At 72.5% G+C, this 16,932-nt stretch carries 16 protein-coding genes; 11 read left to right on the top strand and 5 right to left on the bottom strand.

Translation table 11 applies throughout. The features are described from left to right. Positions 1–37 precede the first annotated feature (37 nt). Entirely contained in the window at positions 38–655 is a 618-nt protein-coding gene (locus tag KLO01_RS03145; protein ID WP_147062085.1) for a DUF4126 domain-containing protein, read from the bottom strand. 129 nt (positions 656–784) lie between these two features. On the opposite strand from KLO01_RS03145, the gene KLO01_RS03140 reads away from it, so the two are divergent. Further along, complete coding sequence (locus KLO01_RS03140; protein ID WP_147062084.1) at positions 785–1,576, top strand: siderophore-interacting protein; 792 nt, start codon at positions 785–787, stop codon at positions 1,574–1,576. A 62-nt stretch (positions 1,577–1,638) separates the two neighbouring features. Here KLO01_RS03140 and KLO01_RS03135 read toward each other — a convergent pair whose 3' ends face one another. Further along, positions 1,639–2,283, bottom strand: a complete 645-nt coding sequence (locus KLO01_RS03135; protein ID WP_147062083.1) for a hypothetical protein — start codon at positions 2,281–2,283, stop codon at positions 1,639–1,641. 176 nt (positions 2,284–2,459) lie between these two features. Here KLO01_RS03135 and KLO01_RS03130 point away from each other — a divergent pair, with 176 nt between their 5' ends. The 6 genes from KLO01_RS03130 (at position 2,460) to rsmA (ending at position 10,381) form a co-directional block, all read left to right on the top strand. Beyond that, a complete protein-coding gene (locus KLO01_RS03130; protein WP_147062082.1) occupies positions 2,460–4,553 on the top strand; it encodes a sensor histidine kinase in 2,094 nt (697 codons plus the stop codon). Then, positions 4,550–5,209, top strand: coding sequence for a response regulator transcription factor (locus KLO01_RS03125; protein ID WP_147062081.1), 660 nt, complete (start codon positions 4,550–4,552; stop codon positions 5,207–5,209). Before KLO01_RS03130 ends, KLO01_RS03125 begins: the two co-directional genes overlap by 4 nt. A gap of 69 nt (positions 5,210–5,278) precedes the next feature. Then, positions 5,279–7,096, top strand: coding sequence for a methionine--tRNA ligase (metG, locus tag KLO01_RS03120; RefSeq protein WP_147062080.1), 1,818 nt, complete (start codon positions 5,279–5,281; stop codon positions 7,094–7,096). Further along, complete coding sequence (locus KLO01_RS03115; protein ID WP_147062079.1) at positions 7,093–7,938, top strand: TatD family hydrolase; 846 nt, start codon at positions 7,093–7,095, stop codon at positions 7,936–7,938. The genes metG and KLO01_RS03115 overlap by 4 nt, the downstream gene beginning before the upstream one ends. 318 nt (positions 7,939–8,256) lie before the next feature. Then, positions 8,257–9,354, top strand: a complete 1,098-nt coding sequence (locus KLO01_RS17470) for a resuscitation-promoting factor (RefSeq protein WP_147062078.1) — start codon at positions 8,257–8,259, stop codon at positions 9,352–9,354. Positions 9,355–9,496: 142 nt separating this feature from the next. Further along, a complete protein-coding gene (gene rsmA, locus KLO01_RS03105; protein WP_147062077.1) occupies positions 9,497–10,381 on the top strand; it encodes a 16S rRNA (adenine(1518)-N(6)/adenine(1519)-N(6))-dimethyltransferase RsmA in 885 nt (294 codons plus the stop codon). Here the strand turns inward: rsmA and KLO01_RS03100 are convergent. After that, a complete protein-coding gene (locus tag KLO01_RS03100; RefSeq protein WP_147062076.1) occupies positions 10,358–11,365 on the bottom strand; it encodes an NAD-dependent epimerase/dehydratase family protein in 1,008 nt (335 codons plus the stop codon). The genes rsmA and KLO01_RS03100 overlap by 24 nt on opposite strands. Positions 11,366–11,497: 132 nt before the next feature. Between KLO01_RS03100 and KLO01_RS03095 the strand changes: the two genes are divergently transcribed. Beyond that, positions 11,498–12,436: a 4-(cytidine 5'-diphospho)-2-C-methyl-D-erythritol kinase gene (locus KLO01_RS03095; RefSeq protein WP_147062075.1), complete on the top strand. Its 939-nt coding sequence runs from the start codon at positions 11,498–11,500 to the stop codon at positions 12,434–12,436. Next, positions 12,436–14,286, top strand: coding sequence for an ABC-F family ATP-binding cassette domain-containing protein (locus tag KLO01_RS03090; protein ID WP_147062074.1), 1,851 nt, complete (start codon positions 12,436–12,438; stop codon positions 14,284–14,286). Before KLO01_RS03095 ends, KLO01_RS03090 begins: the two co-directional genes overlap by 1 nt. Before the next feature lie 133 nt (positions 14,287–14,419). On the opposite strand, the gene KLO01_RS03085 is transcribed toward KLO01_RS03090, so the two are convergent. After that, positions 14,420–14,920: a MarR family winged helix-turn-helix transcriptional regulator gene (locus KLO01_RS03085; protein WP_147062073.1), complete on the bottom strand. Its 501-nt coding sequence runs from the start codon at positions 14,918–14,920 to the stop codon at positions 14,420–14,422. Between the two features lie 105 nt (positions 14,921–15,025). Between KLO01_RS03085 and KLO01_RS03080 the strand changes: the two genes are divergently transcribed. Both KLO01_RS03080 and KLO01_RS03075 read left to right on the top strand, forming a co-directional pair. Continuing rightward, positions 15,026–15,835: a methyltransferase domain-containing protein gene (locus KLO01_RS03080; protein WP_147062072.1), complete on the top strand. Its 810-nt coding sequence runs from the start codon at positions 15,026–15,028 to the stop codon at positions 15,833–15,835. Next, a complete protein-coding gene (locus KLO01_RS03075; RefSeq protein WP_147062071.1) occupies positions 15,835–16,221 on the top strand; it encodes a VOC family protein in 387 nt (128 codons plus the stop codon). The genes KLO01_RS03080 and KLO01_RS03075 overlap by 1 nt, the downstream gene beginning before the upstream one ends. 34 nt (positions 16,222–16,255) lie before the next feature. Here KLO01_RS03075 and KLO01_RS03070 read toward each other — a convergent pair whose 3' ends face one another. Beyond that, positions 16,256–16,852 (bottom strand): TetR/AcrR family transcriptional regulator, encoded by a 597-nt coding sequence (locus KLO01_RS03070; protein ID WP_222611930.1) that lies wholly within the window; start codon positions 16,850–16,852, stop codon positions 16,256–16,258. Positions 16,853–16,932 lie beyond the last annotated feature (80 nt).

Genomic DNA, 16,932 nt, shown 5'->3' with positions numbered 1-16,932 from the left:
TATGCAGCGAACGTGCACGCCCGCTGGGAGCCAGCCCTCAGGCGCGTGGGTATGCCGTGTCCGGCCGGACGCGTGGCTCTCGCCTCCGTCGCCACCTGCGGACCTTGAGCCAGAGCCAGATGAGCAGCCAGGCAAGCGCAACGAGCGCGACGATCACGAGCACCGGGATGAAGATCGCGACGAGCGACAGGCCGAGCGAGGCCCCGTCCTCGGCGGTCGAGACCACAGGTGCGCCGGCGCCGAGGGTGCCGGCGTTGATCGCGGGCCGGGCGGCCATCTTGCCCGTGTGGACGAGACCCGAGACGACGATGCCGAGCACGACACCGACCCACGGGTTGTCGCCCATCCACGTGGACTTGTCGAGGTCCTCGGCGGCCGTCGTGGCGGCGAAGATCAGGCCACCCATGCTCGGCCGGATGAACGTCTGGATCGCGTCGTTGACCGTGTCGACGGCGGGGATCTTGTCGAGGACGAGCTCGGTGAGCAGGAGGATCGCGCCGACGCCGATCGCCCACGGCGACTCGATCCACTGGAAGCTCGAGGGCAGCGTGATGACGTCGGTGAACCGTGCGATGAGCGCGACGATCATGAACGGGATGTAGGCGTTGAGCCCCGCCGCGGCGGAGAGCCCCATGCCGGTGAGTGCGGCGATCACGTGCGACCTCCTGGTCCGTCGGCGCAGGTCGTGCGCCGTTTCAGGTCATGTCTACTCGAATCGGGGTCGCGGAACACCGAGGGGCGGCGCGGAGTTTGACCTGCCGACCAGCCACCCGAGGAGCCCGCCTTGTCGACCCGACTCACCGTCACCAGCACCGAGCAGCTGACCCCGCGTCTGCGGAGGGTGTGGTTCCGCAGCGAGGACCTGTCGGCGTTCGAGGGGAGCGACGCGACCGACCGCTACGTCAAGCTCGTCTTCCCCCGGCCCGGTGTCGAGTACCCGGAGCCGCTCGACATGCGCGCCCTGCGCGGGACGATGCCGCCCGAGGACCTGCCCGTCGTGCGGACCTACACCGCGCTCTCCCCCGACGTCGCGGCCGGGACCGTCGCGATCGACTTCGTCGTCCACGGCGACGAGGGGGTGGCGGGCCCGTGGGCGGCCGCCGCGCAGCCCGGGCACACGCTGCTCGCCAACGGCCCCGGTGGGGGCTACCGCCCGGACCCGGACGCCGACTGGCACCTCCTCGCCGGCGACGAGTCCGCCATCCCCGCGATCACCGCTGCCCTTGCCGCCCTGCCCGACGACGCGGTGGCCAGGGTCGTCCTGCTCGTCGACGACACCGCGCACCACGCCGAGCTCTCGTTCCCCTCCGGCGCCGAGGTGACCTGGGTCCACCGCGCGGACGCGGGAGACCTCGTCGAGGCCGTCCGCACGCTCGACTGGCCCGAGGGCCGGGTGCACGCCTTCGTCCACGGTGAGGGTGGCGCGGTGATGCACGGCATTCGTCCGCACCTCCTGCGCGAGCGCGGTCTCACCCGTGACCAGGTATCGATCTCGGGCTACTGGCGGCTGGGCCGCACCGAGGAGGGCTTCCGCGACTGGAAGTCCGAGCTCGCCGCCACCGAGTCCGCGACCTGACGACGTCGTATGCCGTGTGGTCCCGGGAGGGGACCACACGGCATACGACGGGGTGCGTCTCCTCAGACGTCCCCACCGGCTCGTTTGCGGGCGACGATCCGGCCGAGGACGGCATACCCGACGAGCAGGTGCGCCGCACCGACGACGCGGGCGACGGACGGTCCGCCGATCCCGAGCGCGGGGACGGTGACGACCGCCCAGCTCTCGGCGACCATCGGCCAGTAGCGCGAGGCGCCGGTCCAGCGGCCGGCGACCGCGATCCGGATGCCGATGAGGAACATGCCGAGCATCGACAGCGGCCAGCACAGGTCGAGCATGAGCCAGCCGGGCTGGGTGAGGTCCGACAGGCGCAGCGCGTCGACGGTGGTCGAGGCGATGGCCAGCGAGAGGGCGACGACCTCGGCGCGGAGGACGAACCGGGCGAGGCGTCCGGCCCCCAGCGCCCGGGTGCGCCACAGCACCCGCAGCAGGAACAGCACGCCGACCTGGAAGAAGCCGGAGCCGAGCGCGAACCCGATGAGCGGGACGCTCTCCTGCCCGGGGTCGGCCCCGAAGGCCGCGATGGCGACGGCCCACGCGACGGCGCCGGCGGTGAGCATCCCCCCGTGGAGGCGGAAGGGACGGGCGCCGTCCGAGGTGGAGGTGGGGGAGGTGGCGCCGCGCTCGAGGTCCGAGCGGGCGGGGGCGGGGGTCTGGGTGACGGACATGGCAGGTGCTCCTTGGTGGGTCCGGCGCCCCGGTGGCGCCGCTGACCGCAACGTTCCGGCAGCGGGCGACCCGGCCGACAGGGAGCGCCGTCCCGTCCGTGGTCCCGGCGATGTCCCGTCCCGGACGGGACACCAACCCCCTGACACCGGGACGCCGCCACGGGCACACTGGCGCCGTGACCGCTCGTGCCGCGTCCGCGCCCGCGACCCCCATCGGGTCGGAGCGCAGCGTGCGGCTCCCGGGTCTCGGCGGCGCCACGCTGCTGGCTCTCCTCCTCCTGGCCCTCGTCGTGGCGAGCCTGCTGCTCGACGCACGGTCGACCGATGCCGAGCGCGCCGCCGCCGTCGCGGAGCGGGGCGCGGTCAGTGCCGCGATCGGGGCCCTCGTCGGCTGGTGCGGCGCCACGATCCTCGCGTTCCGCCCGCGGCACGTCGTCGGTCGGGTCCTCGCCGCGACCGGGGTGTTCTGGGCGGTCGACGGACTGTGCGAGTCGTATGCCGTCCTCGGACTGGGCTCGCGTCCGACCCTGCCGCTCACGGGGCTGGCCTACTGGGTCGTGGCCGAGGCCGGGGCGTTCCTGCTCGTGGCGCTGCCCGTGCTGCTCGTGCTCTACCCGACGGGCCGGCTGCCGCGGGGCAGGTGGCGGGTGGTCGGCATCGGAGCCGTCCTCATGTCGCTCGCGCTGCCGTCGTCGCTCGTCCTCGCCCCCGACGCCGTCGTCTACGACGGGAGCCTCCCGGTCGAGGTGCTGCGTCAGCTGCCCGGGATCGCGCTGCCCCTGCCCGAGCAGGTGGCCGTCGTCGTGCTCCGGGTCGGGCAGGTGGTGACGATGCTCGCGCTGCCGCTCGCGGCGTCGGTGGTTTTCGCCCGTCACGCCCGCGCCGAGGGGGTCGAGCGGACCCAGCTGCGGTGGCTGCTCTGGGCCGCCATCGTGTGCCTCCTGGCCGGTGGGGTGATGCTCGTCGACCTGGGCGGTCCCGTCGGGTTCGCGGCGCTCGTCCTCGCCCTGCTGGCGACGAGTGCCTCGGTCGTCATCGGGGTGGTGCGGCCGCACACCGGCGACATCGACGCCCTCGTCGGCGGGACCCTCGTCTACGGCGGGATCGCGGCCGGTGTCGTGGCCCTCGACGTCGCCGTCCTCGCTGCCGCCAGCCGCCTGCTCGGCGACCGGCTGGAGGAGCGGCAGGTGACCCTCGTCGTCCTCGTCCTGGCCGTGGCGGCCTACGGGCCGCTGCGTTCCTGGCTGGGGACCGTGGTCCGCAGGCAGGTGCTCGGTCGGCGGGGGGAGCGCTACGAGGTGGTGTCGACGCTCGCCGCGCGGCTCGAGGCCTCCGGCGGGCTCGCGGACCAGCTGCCCACCCTCGCGGCATCCGTGGCCGAGGCCTTCCGCGTGTCCTGGGTGAGGGTCGAGGTGCTGGGGCCCGGGGGCGCGGGGCTGTCGGCGCAGCACGGGCGGGAGCCGACGGCGACCCGGACCTTCCCGATCTCGTACCGCGACGAGCGGATCGGGTCACTCTCGCTGCCCGACGGCGGCATCCGCGGGATGCTGTCCGGGCGCGACGAGGCCCTGCTGCTCGACGTCGTGCGCCAGGCCGCCATCGCGGTCCGGTCCACCCTCCTCGCCACCGAGCTGCAGGAGTCGCGCGAGCGCCTCGTGCTGTCGCGCGAGGAGGATCGCCGCCGCATCCGCCGCGACCTGCACGACGGCCTGGGACCGGTGCTCGGTGGGGTGGCGATGCGCCTCGACGCAGCGGGCAACGCCGTGACGACCGACCCCGACACCGCCCGCCGGCTCGTCGTCCAGTCACGCTCCGACATCACCGAGGCGCTCGCCGACGTCCGGCGGCTCGTGCACGGGTTGCGTCCGCCTGCCCTGGACGACCTCGGGCTCCGCGCGGCGGTCGACCAGCAGGTCGACAGGGTGCGCAGCGACCGCCTCGCCGTCGACGTCGAGGCCGACGAGCTCGCCCCGCTGCCGGCGGCGGTCGAGGTCGCGGCCTACCGCATCGTCTCGGAGGCACTGACCAACGTCGCCCGGCACGCGGCCGCGACCCGCTGCACCGTCCGGCTGCGGATGGACCACGCCGACCTTCTCGTCGAGGTCTCGGACGACGGCCGTGGGATCGGGCCCGACGTCGTCGCCGGTGTGGGGCTGCGCTCGATCCGCGAACGCGTCGAGGAGCTGGGAGGTCGCAGCGACGTCGAATGCCCGGCGCGCGGTGGCACCCGCGTGCGAGCATGGCTGCCGATCACCAGGGAGGTGCGATGACGTCTCAGGAGAGGGCGATTCGCGTCCTCATCGCCGACGACCACCCGATCTTCCGCGACGGCCTCGCGAGCCTGCTCGAGCCCCACCCGGGTATCACCGTCGTCGCCCGCGCTGCGGACGGCGCCGAGGCCGTGGCGCTGGCGGGCGAGCACCGTCCCGACGTCGTCGTCATGGACATCCAGATGCCCGAGGTCAACGGCATCGAGGCGACCCGCCGGATCCTCGCGAGGTGGCCCGGCACGGGCGTGCTCATGTTCACGATGGCCGAGGACGACGGGCTGCTGCTCTCGGCGATGCGCGCCGGCGCCCGTGGCTACCTCGTCAAGGGCGCCGCGCAGGAGGAGGTCACCCGGGCGATCGAGTCGGTCCACTCCGGCGGTGTCGTCTTCGGCGCCTCGCTCGCCTCGCGGATCGGCGAGCTGCTCACCCCTCCTCCCGCCCGCTCGGTCGGGGAGTTCCCGATGCTCACCGAGCGCGAGCGCGAGATCCTCGACCTCATCGCCGCCGGGCGCAGCAACGGGCAGATCGCCGCCGAGCTCTTCCTCGCCCCCAAGACCGTGCGCAACAACGTGTCGGCGATCCTCGCCAAACTGCAGGCGACCGACCGGGCCGAGGTCATCATCCGGGCCCGTGACGCCGGCATGGGTCAGGACTGACGGGGAGCGGGCGTCGCGGGTGGGCGGACGGCATACGGGCAGGGTGGCCGCGCCGCCTAGGATTCAGCAGTGAGCAAAATCCTGTCTGCAGTCGCCTGGCCGTACGCCAACGGTCCGCGCCACCTCGGCCACGTGGCCGGGTTCGGTGTGCCCTCCGACGTCTTCAGCCGCTACATGCGGATGGCCGGGCACGACGTCCTCATGGTGAGCGGCAGCGACGAGCACGGCACCCCGATCCTCGTCCTCGCCGACCAGGAGGGTGTGACGCCGCAGGAGCTCGTCGACAAGAACCACGCGATCATCGCGCGCGAGCTCGCCGACCTCGGCTGCTCCTACGACCTCTACACGCGCACGACGACGGCCAACCACTACTCGGTGGCGCAGGAGCTGTTCACGCAGGTCCACGCCAACGGCTACATGATCGAGCAGACGACCCGCGGGGCGATCAGCCCGAGCACCGGCCGCACGCTGCCCGACCGCTACATCGAGGGCACCTGCCCCATCTGCGGCTACGCCGAGGCGCGCGGCGACCAGTGCGACAACTGCGGCAACCAGCTCGAGCCCACCGACCTCATCGACCCCAAGAGCAAGATCAACGGTGAGACGCCGGAGTTCATCGAGACGCAGCACTTCTTCCTCGACCTGCCCTCCCTGGCCGATGCCCTGCGCGAGTGGCTCGAGGGCCGCGAGGCGAGCGGCACGTGGCGCCCCAACGTCATCAAGTTCAGCCTCAACATCCTCGACGACATCCGCCCGCGCGCGATGACCCGCGACATCGACTGGGGCATCCCGGTGCCGCTCGAGGGCTGGGAGGACCAGCAGACCAAGCGGCTCTACGTCTGGTTCGACGCGGTTATCGGCTACCTGTCGGCGTCGGTCGAGTGGGCGCGGCGCCTCGGAGAGCCGGACCGCTGGCGCGAGTGGTGGGTCGCGGGCACAGTCCCGGAGGCTCAGGACTCCTACTACTTCATGGGCAAGGACAACATCACCTTCCACTCCCAGATCTGGCCGGCCGAGCTCCTCGCGTACGCCGGTCGCGGCGCCAAGGGCGGCGAGCCGGGGGCGTTCGGCGAGCTCAACCTGCCGACCGAGGTCGTGAGCAGCGAGTACCTCACGATGGAGGGCAAGCAGTTCAGCTCCAGCCGCGGGCACGTCATCTACATCCGCGACGTTCTCGAGCGCTACGGGCCCGATCCGATCCGCTACTTCATCTGCGCCGCCGGCCCGGAGAACCAGGACAGCAACTTCACCTGGGCCGAGTTCGTCCAGCGCAACAACTCCGAGCTCGTCGCCGGCTGGGGCAACCTCGTCAACCGCACCGGCGCGATGATCGCCAAGAACTTCGGCGAGATCCCGCAGCCGGGTGCGCTCGAGCCCGTCGATGAGGCCGTGCGCGCGGCCACGCTCAGGGCGTTCGACACCGTCGGCGACCTGCTCGCCAAGCAGCGGATCAAGGCCGCCGTGGGCGAGGCGATGCGCGCCGTGGGCGACGTCAACAAGTACGTCACCGACACCGAGCCCTTCAAGCTCAAGGGCGACGACCAGCGCGAGCGCCTCGCGACCGTGCTGCACACCCTCATCCAGTGCGTGAGCGACCTCAACACGATCCTCGCGCCGTTCCTGCCGCACGCCTCCAACCGGGTGCATGCCTTCATCGGGGGCGAGGGGGAGTTCACGCCGATGCCGGTCATCGAGGACGTCAGCGGGCTCGACGACGGCGACGCCGACCGGACCTACCCGATCATCACGGGCGAGTACTCCGCGACGCCGCGCTGGGAGTCCCGACCGGTCAGGGTGGGCGCGCCGATCGCCAAGCCCACCGGTGTCTTCGTCAAGCTCGACGAGTCGGTCGTGGCGGAGGAGCTCGAGCGGCTCCAGCAGTCGTGAGCACTCCCACGCGCACCGCCGTCCCCGAGCTGCCCGACCCGCTGCCGATCGCGGTCGTCGACAACCACACCCACCTCGACATCGAGCGTGAGGGCGTGGCCGTCGACGTCGCCGACCTGTTGGCCCGGGCCAAGTCGGTGGGTGTCGACCGCGTGGTCCAGATCGGCTGCGACCTCCCGGCCGCGCGCCAGACCGTCGAGATGGTCGACACGTATGCCGCGATGCTCGGTGGCGTCGCCCTGCACCCCAACGAGGTGCCCGGGCTCGCCGCGAGCGGCAGTCTCGACGCGGCATACGAGGAGATCGAGAGCCTCGCGGGGCACCCCCGGATCCGGGTCGTGGGGGAGACGGGTCTGGACTACTTCCGCACCGGCCCCGACGGGCAGGGCGTGCAGCAGGACAGCTTCCGCTGGCACATCGACCTCGCCAAGCGTCTCGGCAAGGCGCTGCAGATTCACGACCGTGACGCCCACGACGACGTGCTGCGCATCCTCGAGGAGGAGGGTGCGCCGGATTCGACTGTGCTGCACTGCTTCTCGGGTGACCTGACGATGGCGCAGGAGTGCGCGGAGCGCGGCTACTACCTGTCGTTCGCGGGGACGGTGACGTTCAAGAACGCGCACGGCCTGCGCGACGCGCTGTCGGTCACGCCCCTCGAGCGGCTGCTCGTCGAGACCGACGCGCCCTACCTCACGCCGCACCCCCACCGGGGCGCCGTGAACGCCCCGCACCTCGTGCCGCTCACGGTCCGCGCGATGGCCGCGACGCTCGGTGTCGCGGTGCCGACGCTGTGCCAGTCGCTGTCCGAGAACTCGGAGCGGGTCTACGGACCCTGGTCCTGAGCGCACCCGTCACAGGCGCCACATCCGTGACACCCGTGGTCCACGTCACCGTTACCGAAATTTGACCTTTGCCGTGAATGTCGGGATGGTGGATGGGTTGGCCGGAGCTGGGCTTCGGGCGAAGACAGGGGCGAGGACGCCGGTTTCACCACCGAGCGCACCTCGCTCTCCTGTTGTCGGAACCCCTCCCCTGGGGGCTCCGCGGGTCCACCCCTGAGGACCTGTCGCTCGCCTCGGTGTCCGGAGAGACCGATCCCTGGAGCACTCTTGATTTCTCGTCCCCTGCGTCTTGCTGCCCAAGGTGCTGCGGCACTGACGGTGGCCGCCGGTTCCTTCGGCGTTGCCCACCTCGACAAGGCAGTCGGCCTCTCGGTCGACGGACAGTCCTCGTCACTGCACGTCTTCGGCTCGACCGTGGGCGACGCGCTCGCGAAGAAGGGCATCACGCTCGGCGAGCACGACCAGGTCGTCCCCTCCGTCGGCAGCCCGATCGAGGACGGCGACACGATCTCCGTGCGCTACGGCCGCAAGCTCACCGTGAACGTCGACGGTGTCGCCAAGGAGTACTGGACGACGGCCACGACCGTCGACGCCGCCCTGCGTGACCTCGACATCCGCGCCGGCAGCAACGCCAAGCTCTCGGCGTCGCGCTCGCAGCCGATCGGCCGCAAGGGCCTCGCCCTCACCGTGACCACGCCCAAGGCGTTCACCGTGACGCAGGCCAAGAAGACCACGACCTTCACGACCGACGCCGCGACCGTCGGCGAGGCCCTCACGAAGGCCGGCGTCGCCGTCGACCGTGACGACATCGTCGCCCCGGGCCGCAGCGCCCTGCTCACCCGCGGCCTCGCCGTCGGCGTGACCAAGGTCGACGTCAAGACCACGCGCAAGACCGAGTCGGTCGCGTTCGGCACGGTCACCAAGAAGGACGCGACCCTCCTGCAGGGTCAGAAGAAGGTCCTCACCGCGGGCAAGGCCGGCGCGCGTGCGCTGAGCCTGCGCCTCACCTACCTCGACGGCGCCCTCAAGGGCACCAAGGTCCTCTCGAGCTCCATGACGAGCCAGCCGGTCGCGCAGGTCGTCGCCGTGGGCACCAAGGCCAAGCCGGTCGCGCCCAAGGCGCCGGCCACCCCCGCCCCCAGCGCCGGCAACACCTCCGGCGCCGGCATCAACCTCTCGAACGCCGCGATGTGGGACCGCATCGCCGAGTGCGAGTCGAGCGGCAACTGGTCGATCAACACCGGCAACGGCTACTACGGCGGCCTGCAGTTCGACATCCGCACGTGGCTCGGTGCCGGCGGTGGCGACTTCGCCTCGCGCCCCGACCTCGCGTCGCGCGCCGAGCAGATCACCGTCGCCAACCGCGTCTACGCCGACCGCGGCCTCCAGCCGTGGGGTTGCGCGCACGCAGCCTGACCCGTCAGGCACCCAGCCTGACCCGTCAGGCGCACCGCCTGACCCGTCAGGCACACCGCCTGACCCGTCAGGCACACCGACTGAGGCCGGGCCCCGTATGAGAGGGCCCGGCCTCAGCCGTGTCTCGCCTAGGGTTGCGCCCATGTCGACGTCAGGGCTCCTCGGAGCCGCCCAGATCCGCGACCTGGCCGCGCGCCTCGGCATCCGCCCCACGAAGACCTGGGGGCAGAACTTCGTCATCGACGCCAACACCGTCCAGCGCATCGCGCGCGTGGCCGGGATCGGCGCGGACGACGTCGTCGTCGAGGTCGGCCCCGGGCTCGGTTCGCTCACCCTGGCCCTGCTGCCCGTGGCGCGCTACGTCACGGTCGTCGAGGTCGACCCGGTCCTCGCCGAGGCGCTGCCCGAGACGGTGCGCACCGTCGCCCCCGCCGTCGCCGACCGGCTCACCGTCGTGCACGCGGACGCGCTGCGTGTCGAGGAGCTGCCCGGTGAGGCCCCCACCGCCCTCGTCGCGAACCTGCCCTACAACGTCTCGGTCCCGGTCGTGCTGAGCTTCCTCGAGCGCTTCGAGTCCATCGAGCGCATCCTCGTCATGGTCCAGCTCGAGGTCGCCGAGCGCCTGGCGGCCACCCCGGGCTCGAAGATCTACGGCGTGCCCAGCGTCAAGGCCGCCTGGTACGCCGACGTCGCGCTCGCCGGCAACGTCAGCCGCTCGGTGTTCTGGCCCGTGCCCAACGTCGACTCCGGCCTGGTGTCGCTCACCCGGCGGCAGCCGCCGGAGACGTCGGCCACCCGGCAGCAGGTCTTCGCGTGCATCGACGCGGCGTTCGCCCAGCGCCGCAAGACCCTGCGTGCGGCGCTCGCCTCGTGGGCCGGCTCGCCCCAGGCCGCCGAGGCCGCCCTCGTCGCCGCGGGCATCGACCCGCGCACGCGGGGTGAGCAGCTCGACGTCCACCAGTTCGCGGCGATCGCCAGCGCCCACGCCGCGTCGGCGGCCGCGTCAGTGGCCGAGCAGCCCCAGTAGCCGGCGCTCGGTTCCGTCCGAGAGCCCGCACCGTCTGGGGTCGGTCGCCTCGCGGGTCTCCTCGTATGCCGCAGCGTCCCGGAGCGTCTCCGTCACCGGTCGGCGGGTCAGCCCGGCCGCCACGGCCGCGGCACCCGTGTGGGCGCCGAACCCTCGCCACTCGGAGTCCGAGATCCACAGGGGCAGGCTGTCCTCGCCCATCCACTCCTGCACCCCGTGCTCGGCGAGCCACGTGGCGGAGGCCGTGACGAGGGGACCGGTGTGCCCCGCGACGTCACGGGCCGCGGACAAGAGCCCGCCGAGGGTGTCGGGATCTCCGACGGCGTCGTAGGTGCCGGAGGTGCGGGAGTCGGCGCACCGCACGAGCCAGGCCGAGAGGTCGCGCACGTCGATGACCGCCATGGGCAGGGTCGGGTCGTCGGGGGCGAGGACGGCCCCGCCGTCGCCGACCGGGTGGGCGAAGCGCCACGGCCACCAGCCGGACCGCCCGGAGGCGTCGCCCGGTCCGCCGATGAGCCCTGCCCGGGCGACGAGCGAGCGGTCGGCGCCGAAGCCGTCGAGCACTGCGGCCTCGCAGGCGACCTTGGCCTCGCCGTAGGTGCTCATGTCCTCCATGACGTCGCCCTCCAGGGGCGGCAGCAGCGGGACCGACTCGTCGGTCGTGAGACCGGAGTGGACGGCATACACGTTGCCGGTCGACACGAAGACGTAGTGCTCCGCCACGGGTTCGAGCGCTGCGACGGCGCGCCGGACCTGGCCCGGCTGGCGGGAGACGTCGACGACGGCGTTCCAGCGCGTCGTCGCGTCGGTCACCGGGGCGAGGCCGTCGGGAGCGTCACGGTCGGCGCGCACCCACGCCACCCCGTCGGGCACCTCGCCGGCCACGCCACGGGCCACGCAGGTCACGTCGTGACCGTCGGCCACCGCCTGCTCCGCCACCGCACGTCCGAGCATGGCCGTCCCACCGAGCACGAGAAGTCGCATGGGCCCAGTGGACCCCGGGTCGGGGCTCACCGGCCACCCTGTTCGCTCTGCGCGCAGCGACGGTGGGGGTGCGGCCTCGCGGGCGGCCCCACGGATGCGGGCGCGACCTCGGTCCATGACTAGGGTGGCGGCATGACCTCGGCCCACACGGACCCGGCGCCCGTGACGGTGCGCGTCCCCGCGAAGGTCAACCTCGAGCTCCTCGTCGGCCCCCTGCGCGACGACGGCTTCCACACGCTGTCGACGGTCTACCAGGCCGTCAACCTCCACGACGACGTCACGGTCGCCCTCGACGACGAGTGGGGGTGCAGCGTGAGCGGCCAGTACGCCGACGTCGTGCCGACCGGCTCCTCGAACCTCGCCCTGCGCGCCGCCCGGCTCCTCGCCGAGGAGACCGCGGTCGACACACCCGTCCACGTGACGATCGCCAAGACGATCCCCGTCGCCGGCGGCATGGCCGGCGGCTCCGCCGACGCCGCCGCGACCCTCGTCGCGTGCGACCGGCTCTGGGGCCTCGGGCTGTCGACCGAGGAGCTGGAGGAGTATGCCGCGGAGCTCGGTTCCGACGTCCCCTTCCTCATCCGGGGTGGCACGGCGATGGGCAGCGGTCGCGGCGAGCGGTTGGCGCCGGTCCTCGCTCGCGGCAGCTACCACTGGGTCTTCGCGATCAGCGACATCGGCCTGTCGACCCCCGAGGTCTATGCCGAGTGCGACCGGCTGCGCGGCGACACCTCGCCCCGGGCGGCCACACCCGAGCCCAACTCCCAGCTCATGAGCGCCCTGCGCACCGGTGACCCGCACGCCCTCGCGCCACAGCTCACCAACGACCTCCAGGAGGCCGCCGTCTCGCTGCGCCCCGAGCTCGGGGAGCTGCTGTCGAGCGGCATGGAGTTCGGCGCCCTCGGCGGCATCGTGTCCGGGTCCGGCCCGACCGTGGCCTTCCTCGTCGAGGACGTCGAGGCCGCGATCGACCTCACCGTCGCCCTCACCGCCACCGGCGCGGCTCGCGAGGTCCGCAAGGCCATCGGGCCCGTGCACGGCGCCCACGTCATCCCTGCCCGGGTCGACTAGTGGCCGTCCTCATCTCGGTCGAGCGCGCTGCCCTCGCGCTCGGCACCGCCCAGGTGCTCGACGGCGTCTCGCTCGGCGTCTCCGGCGGCGACCGGATCGGCATCGTCGGCCGCAACGGTGGTGGCAAGACCACCCTGCTCCGCGTCCTCGCCGGTGAGCGCGAGGTCGACAGCGGCCGGGTGGCCCGCCTCGGCGGCGCGACCGTCGGCGTCCTCACGCAGGACGACTCGCTCGACCCGTCGGCGACGATCCGTGAGGTCGTCCTCGGCGACCGGGCCGAGCACGTCTGGGCCGGTGACCCGCGGATCCGTGACGTCCTCACCGGTCTGCTCGGCGGCATCGAGGCGCCGGCCGTCGGCGGACTGGACTCGACCGTCGCCGGCAAGTCCGGTGGCGAGCGTCGCCGACTCGGCCTCGCCACGCTCCTCGTCGACGACCCCGACGTCCTCCTGCTCGACGAGCCCACGAACCACCTCGACGTCGAGGGCGTGGCCTGGCTCGCCGAGCACCTCGTGCAGCACCGCTCACGACCCGACAATGCGCTCGTCGCCATCACCCACGACCGCTGGTTCCTCGACGCCGTCGCCACCCGCACGTGGGAGGTCGTCGACGGCCAGGTGGGCGGGTTCGACGGGGGCTACGCGGCATACGTCCTCGCCAAGGCCGAGCGCGAGCGGATGGCGCGCGTCACCGCCGAACGCCGCAACAACCTGCTCCGCAAGGAGCTCGCCTGGCTGCGTCGCGGCGCGCCTGCCCGCACCTCGAAGCCGAAGTTCCGGATCGACGCCGCCAACGCCCTCATCGAGGACGTGCCACCGCTGCGCGACGACGTCGAGCTCATGGCGTTCGCGACGACGCGGCTCGGCAAGGACGTCATCGACCTGCTCGACGCGTCGGTGTCGGCGGGCGACCGGGTGCTCCTCGACCACATCACGTGGCACCTCGCACCCGGCGCGCGCATCGGCATCGTCGGTGTCAACGGCTCCGGCAAGTCCACGCTCCTGCGCGCGCTCGCGGGCGAGGTCCCGCTCTCCGCGGGCAAGCGCAAGCAGGGCGTCACCGTCCGCATCGGCCACCTCACCCAGGAGGTCCGCGAGCTCGACCGGCTCGCCGACGCCCGCGTCATCGAGGCCGTCGAGGAGGTCCGCAAGGTCACGGTCCTCGCCGGCAAGGAGGTCACCGCCTCGTCGCTGGCCAAGCGGCTCGGCTTCCCCGGCCCACGCCAGCAGACCCGCGTCCGCGACCTCTCGGGTGGTGAGCGGCGCCGGCTCCAGGTGCTGCGGATCCTCATGGACGAGCCCAACGTCCTCCTCCTCGACGAGCCCACCAACGACCTCGACATCGAGACCCTCACCTCGCTCGAGGACGTCCTCGACGGCTGGGCCGGCACGCTGCTCGTCGTCTCGCACGACCGCTACCTGCTCGAGCGCATCGCCGACCAGCAGGTCGCGCTCCTCGGCGACGGGCGGGTGCGCCAGCTGCCCGGCGGTGTCGAGGAGTACCTCCGCCTGCGCGCCACCGTCACCCCGTCGTATGCCGTGTCCGCACCTCCCGCGTCCGGGTCGGGTTCCGGCTCGGGTGCGACGGAGCCGTCATCGGCGTCGGCGCCGAAGGCGGAGCCGGCGGCGAGCCCGGCCGAGCAGCGCGAGGCCCGCAAGGTCATGGCCCGCGTCGAGAAGCAGCTCACCCGGCTCGCGCAGCGCGAGGACCGGATCCACGCGGCGATGGCCGAGCACGTGGCCGACCACGCCAAGGTGCTCGAGCTCAACCAGGAGCTGCGCGAGGTCGTCGACGAGCGTGAGGTCCTCGAGCTCGAGTGGCTCGAGGCCGGCGACGTCCTCGAGCCCTGAGAGGCGACTCCCCGGCATACCGGTCTCAACATTCCCGCCCGGAGTGGGTTGTGGTCACTGGGCACGGCCGCGGACGCCGGGCGCAGTGCACGCAACCCACTTCAGGCGGGAAAGGTGAGGCGCGCGGGTCGAGTCAGGCGGTGGGGCGCTCGAACGGCGTGAGCAGGACGCGCAGCTGGTCGGCGAGCGCGGTGCGCTGGCCGTTCGGCAGGTCCGCGAGCAGCTCGCGCTCGTGGGTGAGGAGGTCATCGAGGGCGGCGTCGACGGTCCGCATGCCGTCGGGGGTGAGGCGCACGATGACGCCACGGCGGTCGCGCGGGTCGGGCCGGCGCTCGACGAAGCCCCGCGCGAGCAGCCGGTCGACCCGGTTCGTCATGGTCCCGCTCGTCACCAGCGTCTGCGCGACGAGCTGCCCGGGGGAGAGCTCGTAGGGCTTGCCGGCCCGGCGCAGCGCCGACAGGACGTCGAACTCCCAGCCGTCGAGGCCGTGCTCGCTGAACGCGGCGCCGCGGGCGAGGTCGAGCCGTCGCGCCAGCCGGGAGACGCGGCTGAGGATCTCCAGTGGCGTGACGTCGAGCTCGGGACGCTCACGACGCCAGGCCGAGACGATACGGTCGACGTCATCCTCGGGCATGAGGGCGACTGTACTCCCGTCAAGTATCTTGACATCAAGATATGAGCGGGGAAGAGTTGGGGACGAGGGCCGGACCGGTCGCTCGGGACAGCAGGAGGAGCAACGATGCGCACACAACCGAGCTGGGACCCCACGGCATACGCCCGCTTCGGGAAGCAGCGCAGCCGTCCGTTCGCCGACCTCGTCGCCCAGGTCCAGGTGGACGCGCCGTCGCTCGTCGTCGACCTCGGCTGCGGCAACGGACCGGCGACGCTCACGCTCGCCGAGCTGTGGCCGGACGCGCGCATCGTCGGTGTCGACGCCGCCGAGTCGATGCTCGAGGCGGCCCGCGCACTCGACACGGACAACCGCGTCGAGTGGGTCCAGTCCGACCTCAAGGACTGGGACCCTGCCTCGCTCGGCGAGACCCCCGACGTCATCATCACGAACTCGACGCTGCAGTGGGTGCCGGGTCACCTCGACCTGCTGCCGACCTGGGTCGACGCGCTCGCCCCCGGTGGCTGGCTCGCCCTCCAGGTCCCCAACAACTTCGACGCCCCGAGCCACGCCCTGATGCGCGAGACCGCGGCCACGCACCCTCGCGCCAACGAGCTGCTCGCCGCGCTCGACCTGCCGGCCGTGGGCGAGCCCAAGACCTACCTCACGTTCCTCAGCCGCCACGGCACGACGGTCGACGCGTGGGAGACGGTGTACTCGCACGTCCTCGACCCCGATCAGGAGTCCGACAACCCCGTCCTCGACTGGGTGAGCAGCACGGGCCTGCGCCCGGTCCTCGACATCCTCCCGGAGGGCGAGGAGCGTGAGGCGTTCCTCGAGCCGTATGCCGCGGCGCTGCGCGAGGCCTATCCGCGCAGCGAGGTCGGCGTCGTCTTCCCGTTCCGACGCGTCTTCGCGGTCGCCCGGAAGAACGACTGATGGCCGTCGTCGGCCTGCACCACGTCCAGCTCGCCTGCCCGGCCGGCACCGAGGACCTGCTGCGCCACTTCTACGGCGTCGTCTGCGGCCTGCCCGAGCTCCCGAAGCCGCCGGTGCTCGCCGCGCGTGGTGGGGTGTGGTTCGCCGCCGGTGAGCAGGAGCTGCACTGCGGCGTCGAGGAGGGATTCGTCCCGGCCCGCAAGGCCCACCCGTGCTTCGGCGTCGACGACGTCGCGTCGCTGGCCGCGGCGATCGCGGGTGCCGGAGGAGAGGTGCGCTGGAACAACGAGGTGCCCGGCGTCCAGCGGTTCCACACGGACGACCCCGTCGGCAACCGTGTCGAGTTCCAGCAGGTCGCACCGCCCAAGCTCGACTTCACCGTCTGACCCGACGGGGCAAGCAGTCGCGGTCGGGCGCGGGTCAGGTGTGGGTGATCGTCGGCTTCGACTCGAGCCCGGTGAGCCCGTTCCACGCGAGGTTGACCAGCGCCGCGGCGACGTCGCGCTTCTTGGCCTTGGGGTTCTCGAGCCACCACTGGCCGGTGAGGGCCACCATGCCGACGAGCATCTGCGCGTACATCGGTGCCTGCTTGGGGTCGAGCCCACGGTTGGTGAACTGCGCCGCGAGCAGGTGCTCGACCTGCGAAGCGACGTCGGACATGAGCGAGGCGAAGTTGCCGGTCTGCTGCCCGGGCGGCGAGTCACGCACGAGGATCCGGAAGCCGTCGGTCGAGGTCTCGATGTAGTCCAGCAGCGCCGTCGCGGCCCGCTCGAGCAGGGCCCGCGAACCACCCTCGGACGTCAGCGCCCCGGCGATCGCCCCGAGCAGCGCCTGGATCTCGCGGTCGACGACGACGGCGTACAGGCCCTCCTTGCCGCCGAAGTGCTCGTAGACGACGGGCTTCGAGACACCCGCGACACTCGCGATCTCCTCGACGGTCGTCGCCTCGTAGCCGCGGTGGGCGAAGAGCTGCCGGCCGATGCCGATGAGCTGCTCACGCCGCTGGGCCCCGGTCATCCGCCCCCGCGGAGTGCGTACCTTGGTCGCTGCCTGGTCTCGACTCACTCGCCCCATTGTGCCCTGCGTGGCAAGCGGCC

Origin of the sequence: Knoellia locipacati, assembly GCF_007992835.1 — a bacterium.
Taxonomy (GTDB): domain Bacteria; phylum Actinomycetota; class Actinomycetes; order Actinomycetales; family Dermatophilaceae; genus Knoellia; species Knoellia locipacati.
The sequence above is the reverse complement of the archived record's forward strand: the minus strand, read 5'-3'. Positions and strand labels throughout refer to the sequence as shown.

Bases quoted from the DNA above. Each gene is read 5' to 3' on its own strand.
- KLO01_RS03135 (WP_147062083.1), bottom strand. From the start codon at position 2,283: ATGTCCGTCACCCAGACCCCCGCCCCCGCCCGCTCGGACCTCGAGCGC.
- KLO01_RS03125 (WP_147062081.1), top strand. From the start codon at position 4,550: ATGACGTCTCAGGAGAGGGCGATTCGCGTCCTCATCGCCGACGACCAC.
- rsmA (WP_147062077.1), top strand. From the start codon at position 9,497: ATGTCGACGTCAGGGCTCCTCGGAGCCGCCCAGATCCGCGACCTGGCC.
- KLO01_RS03100 (WP_147062076.1), bottom strand. From the start codon at position 11,365: ATGCGACTTCTCGTGCTCGGTGGGACGGCCATGCTCGGACGTGCGGTG.
- KLO01_RS03095 (WP_147062075.1), top strand. From the start codon at position 11,498: ATGACCTCGGCCCACACGGACCCGGCGCCCGTGACGGTGCGCGTCCCC.
- KLO01_RS03085 (WP_147062073.1), bottom strand. From the start codon at position 14,920: ATGCCCGAGGATGACGTCGACCGTATCGTCTCGGCCTGGCGTCGTGAG.
- KLO01_RS03080 (WP_147062072.1), top strand. From the start codon at position 15,026: ATGCGCACACAACCGAGCTGGGACCCCACGGCATACGCCCGCTTCGGG.
- KLO01_RS03075 (WP_147062071.1), top strand. From the start codon at position 15,835: ATGGCCGTCGTCGGCCTGCACCACGTCCAGCTCGCCTGCCCGGCCGGC.
- KLO01_RS03070 (WP_222611930.1), bottom strand. From the start codon at position 16,852: ATGACCGGGGCCCAGCGGCGTGAGCAGCTCATCGGCATCGGCCGGCAG.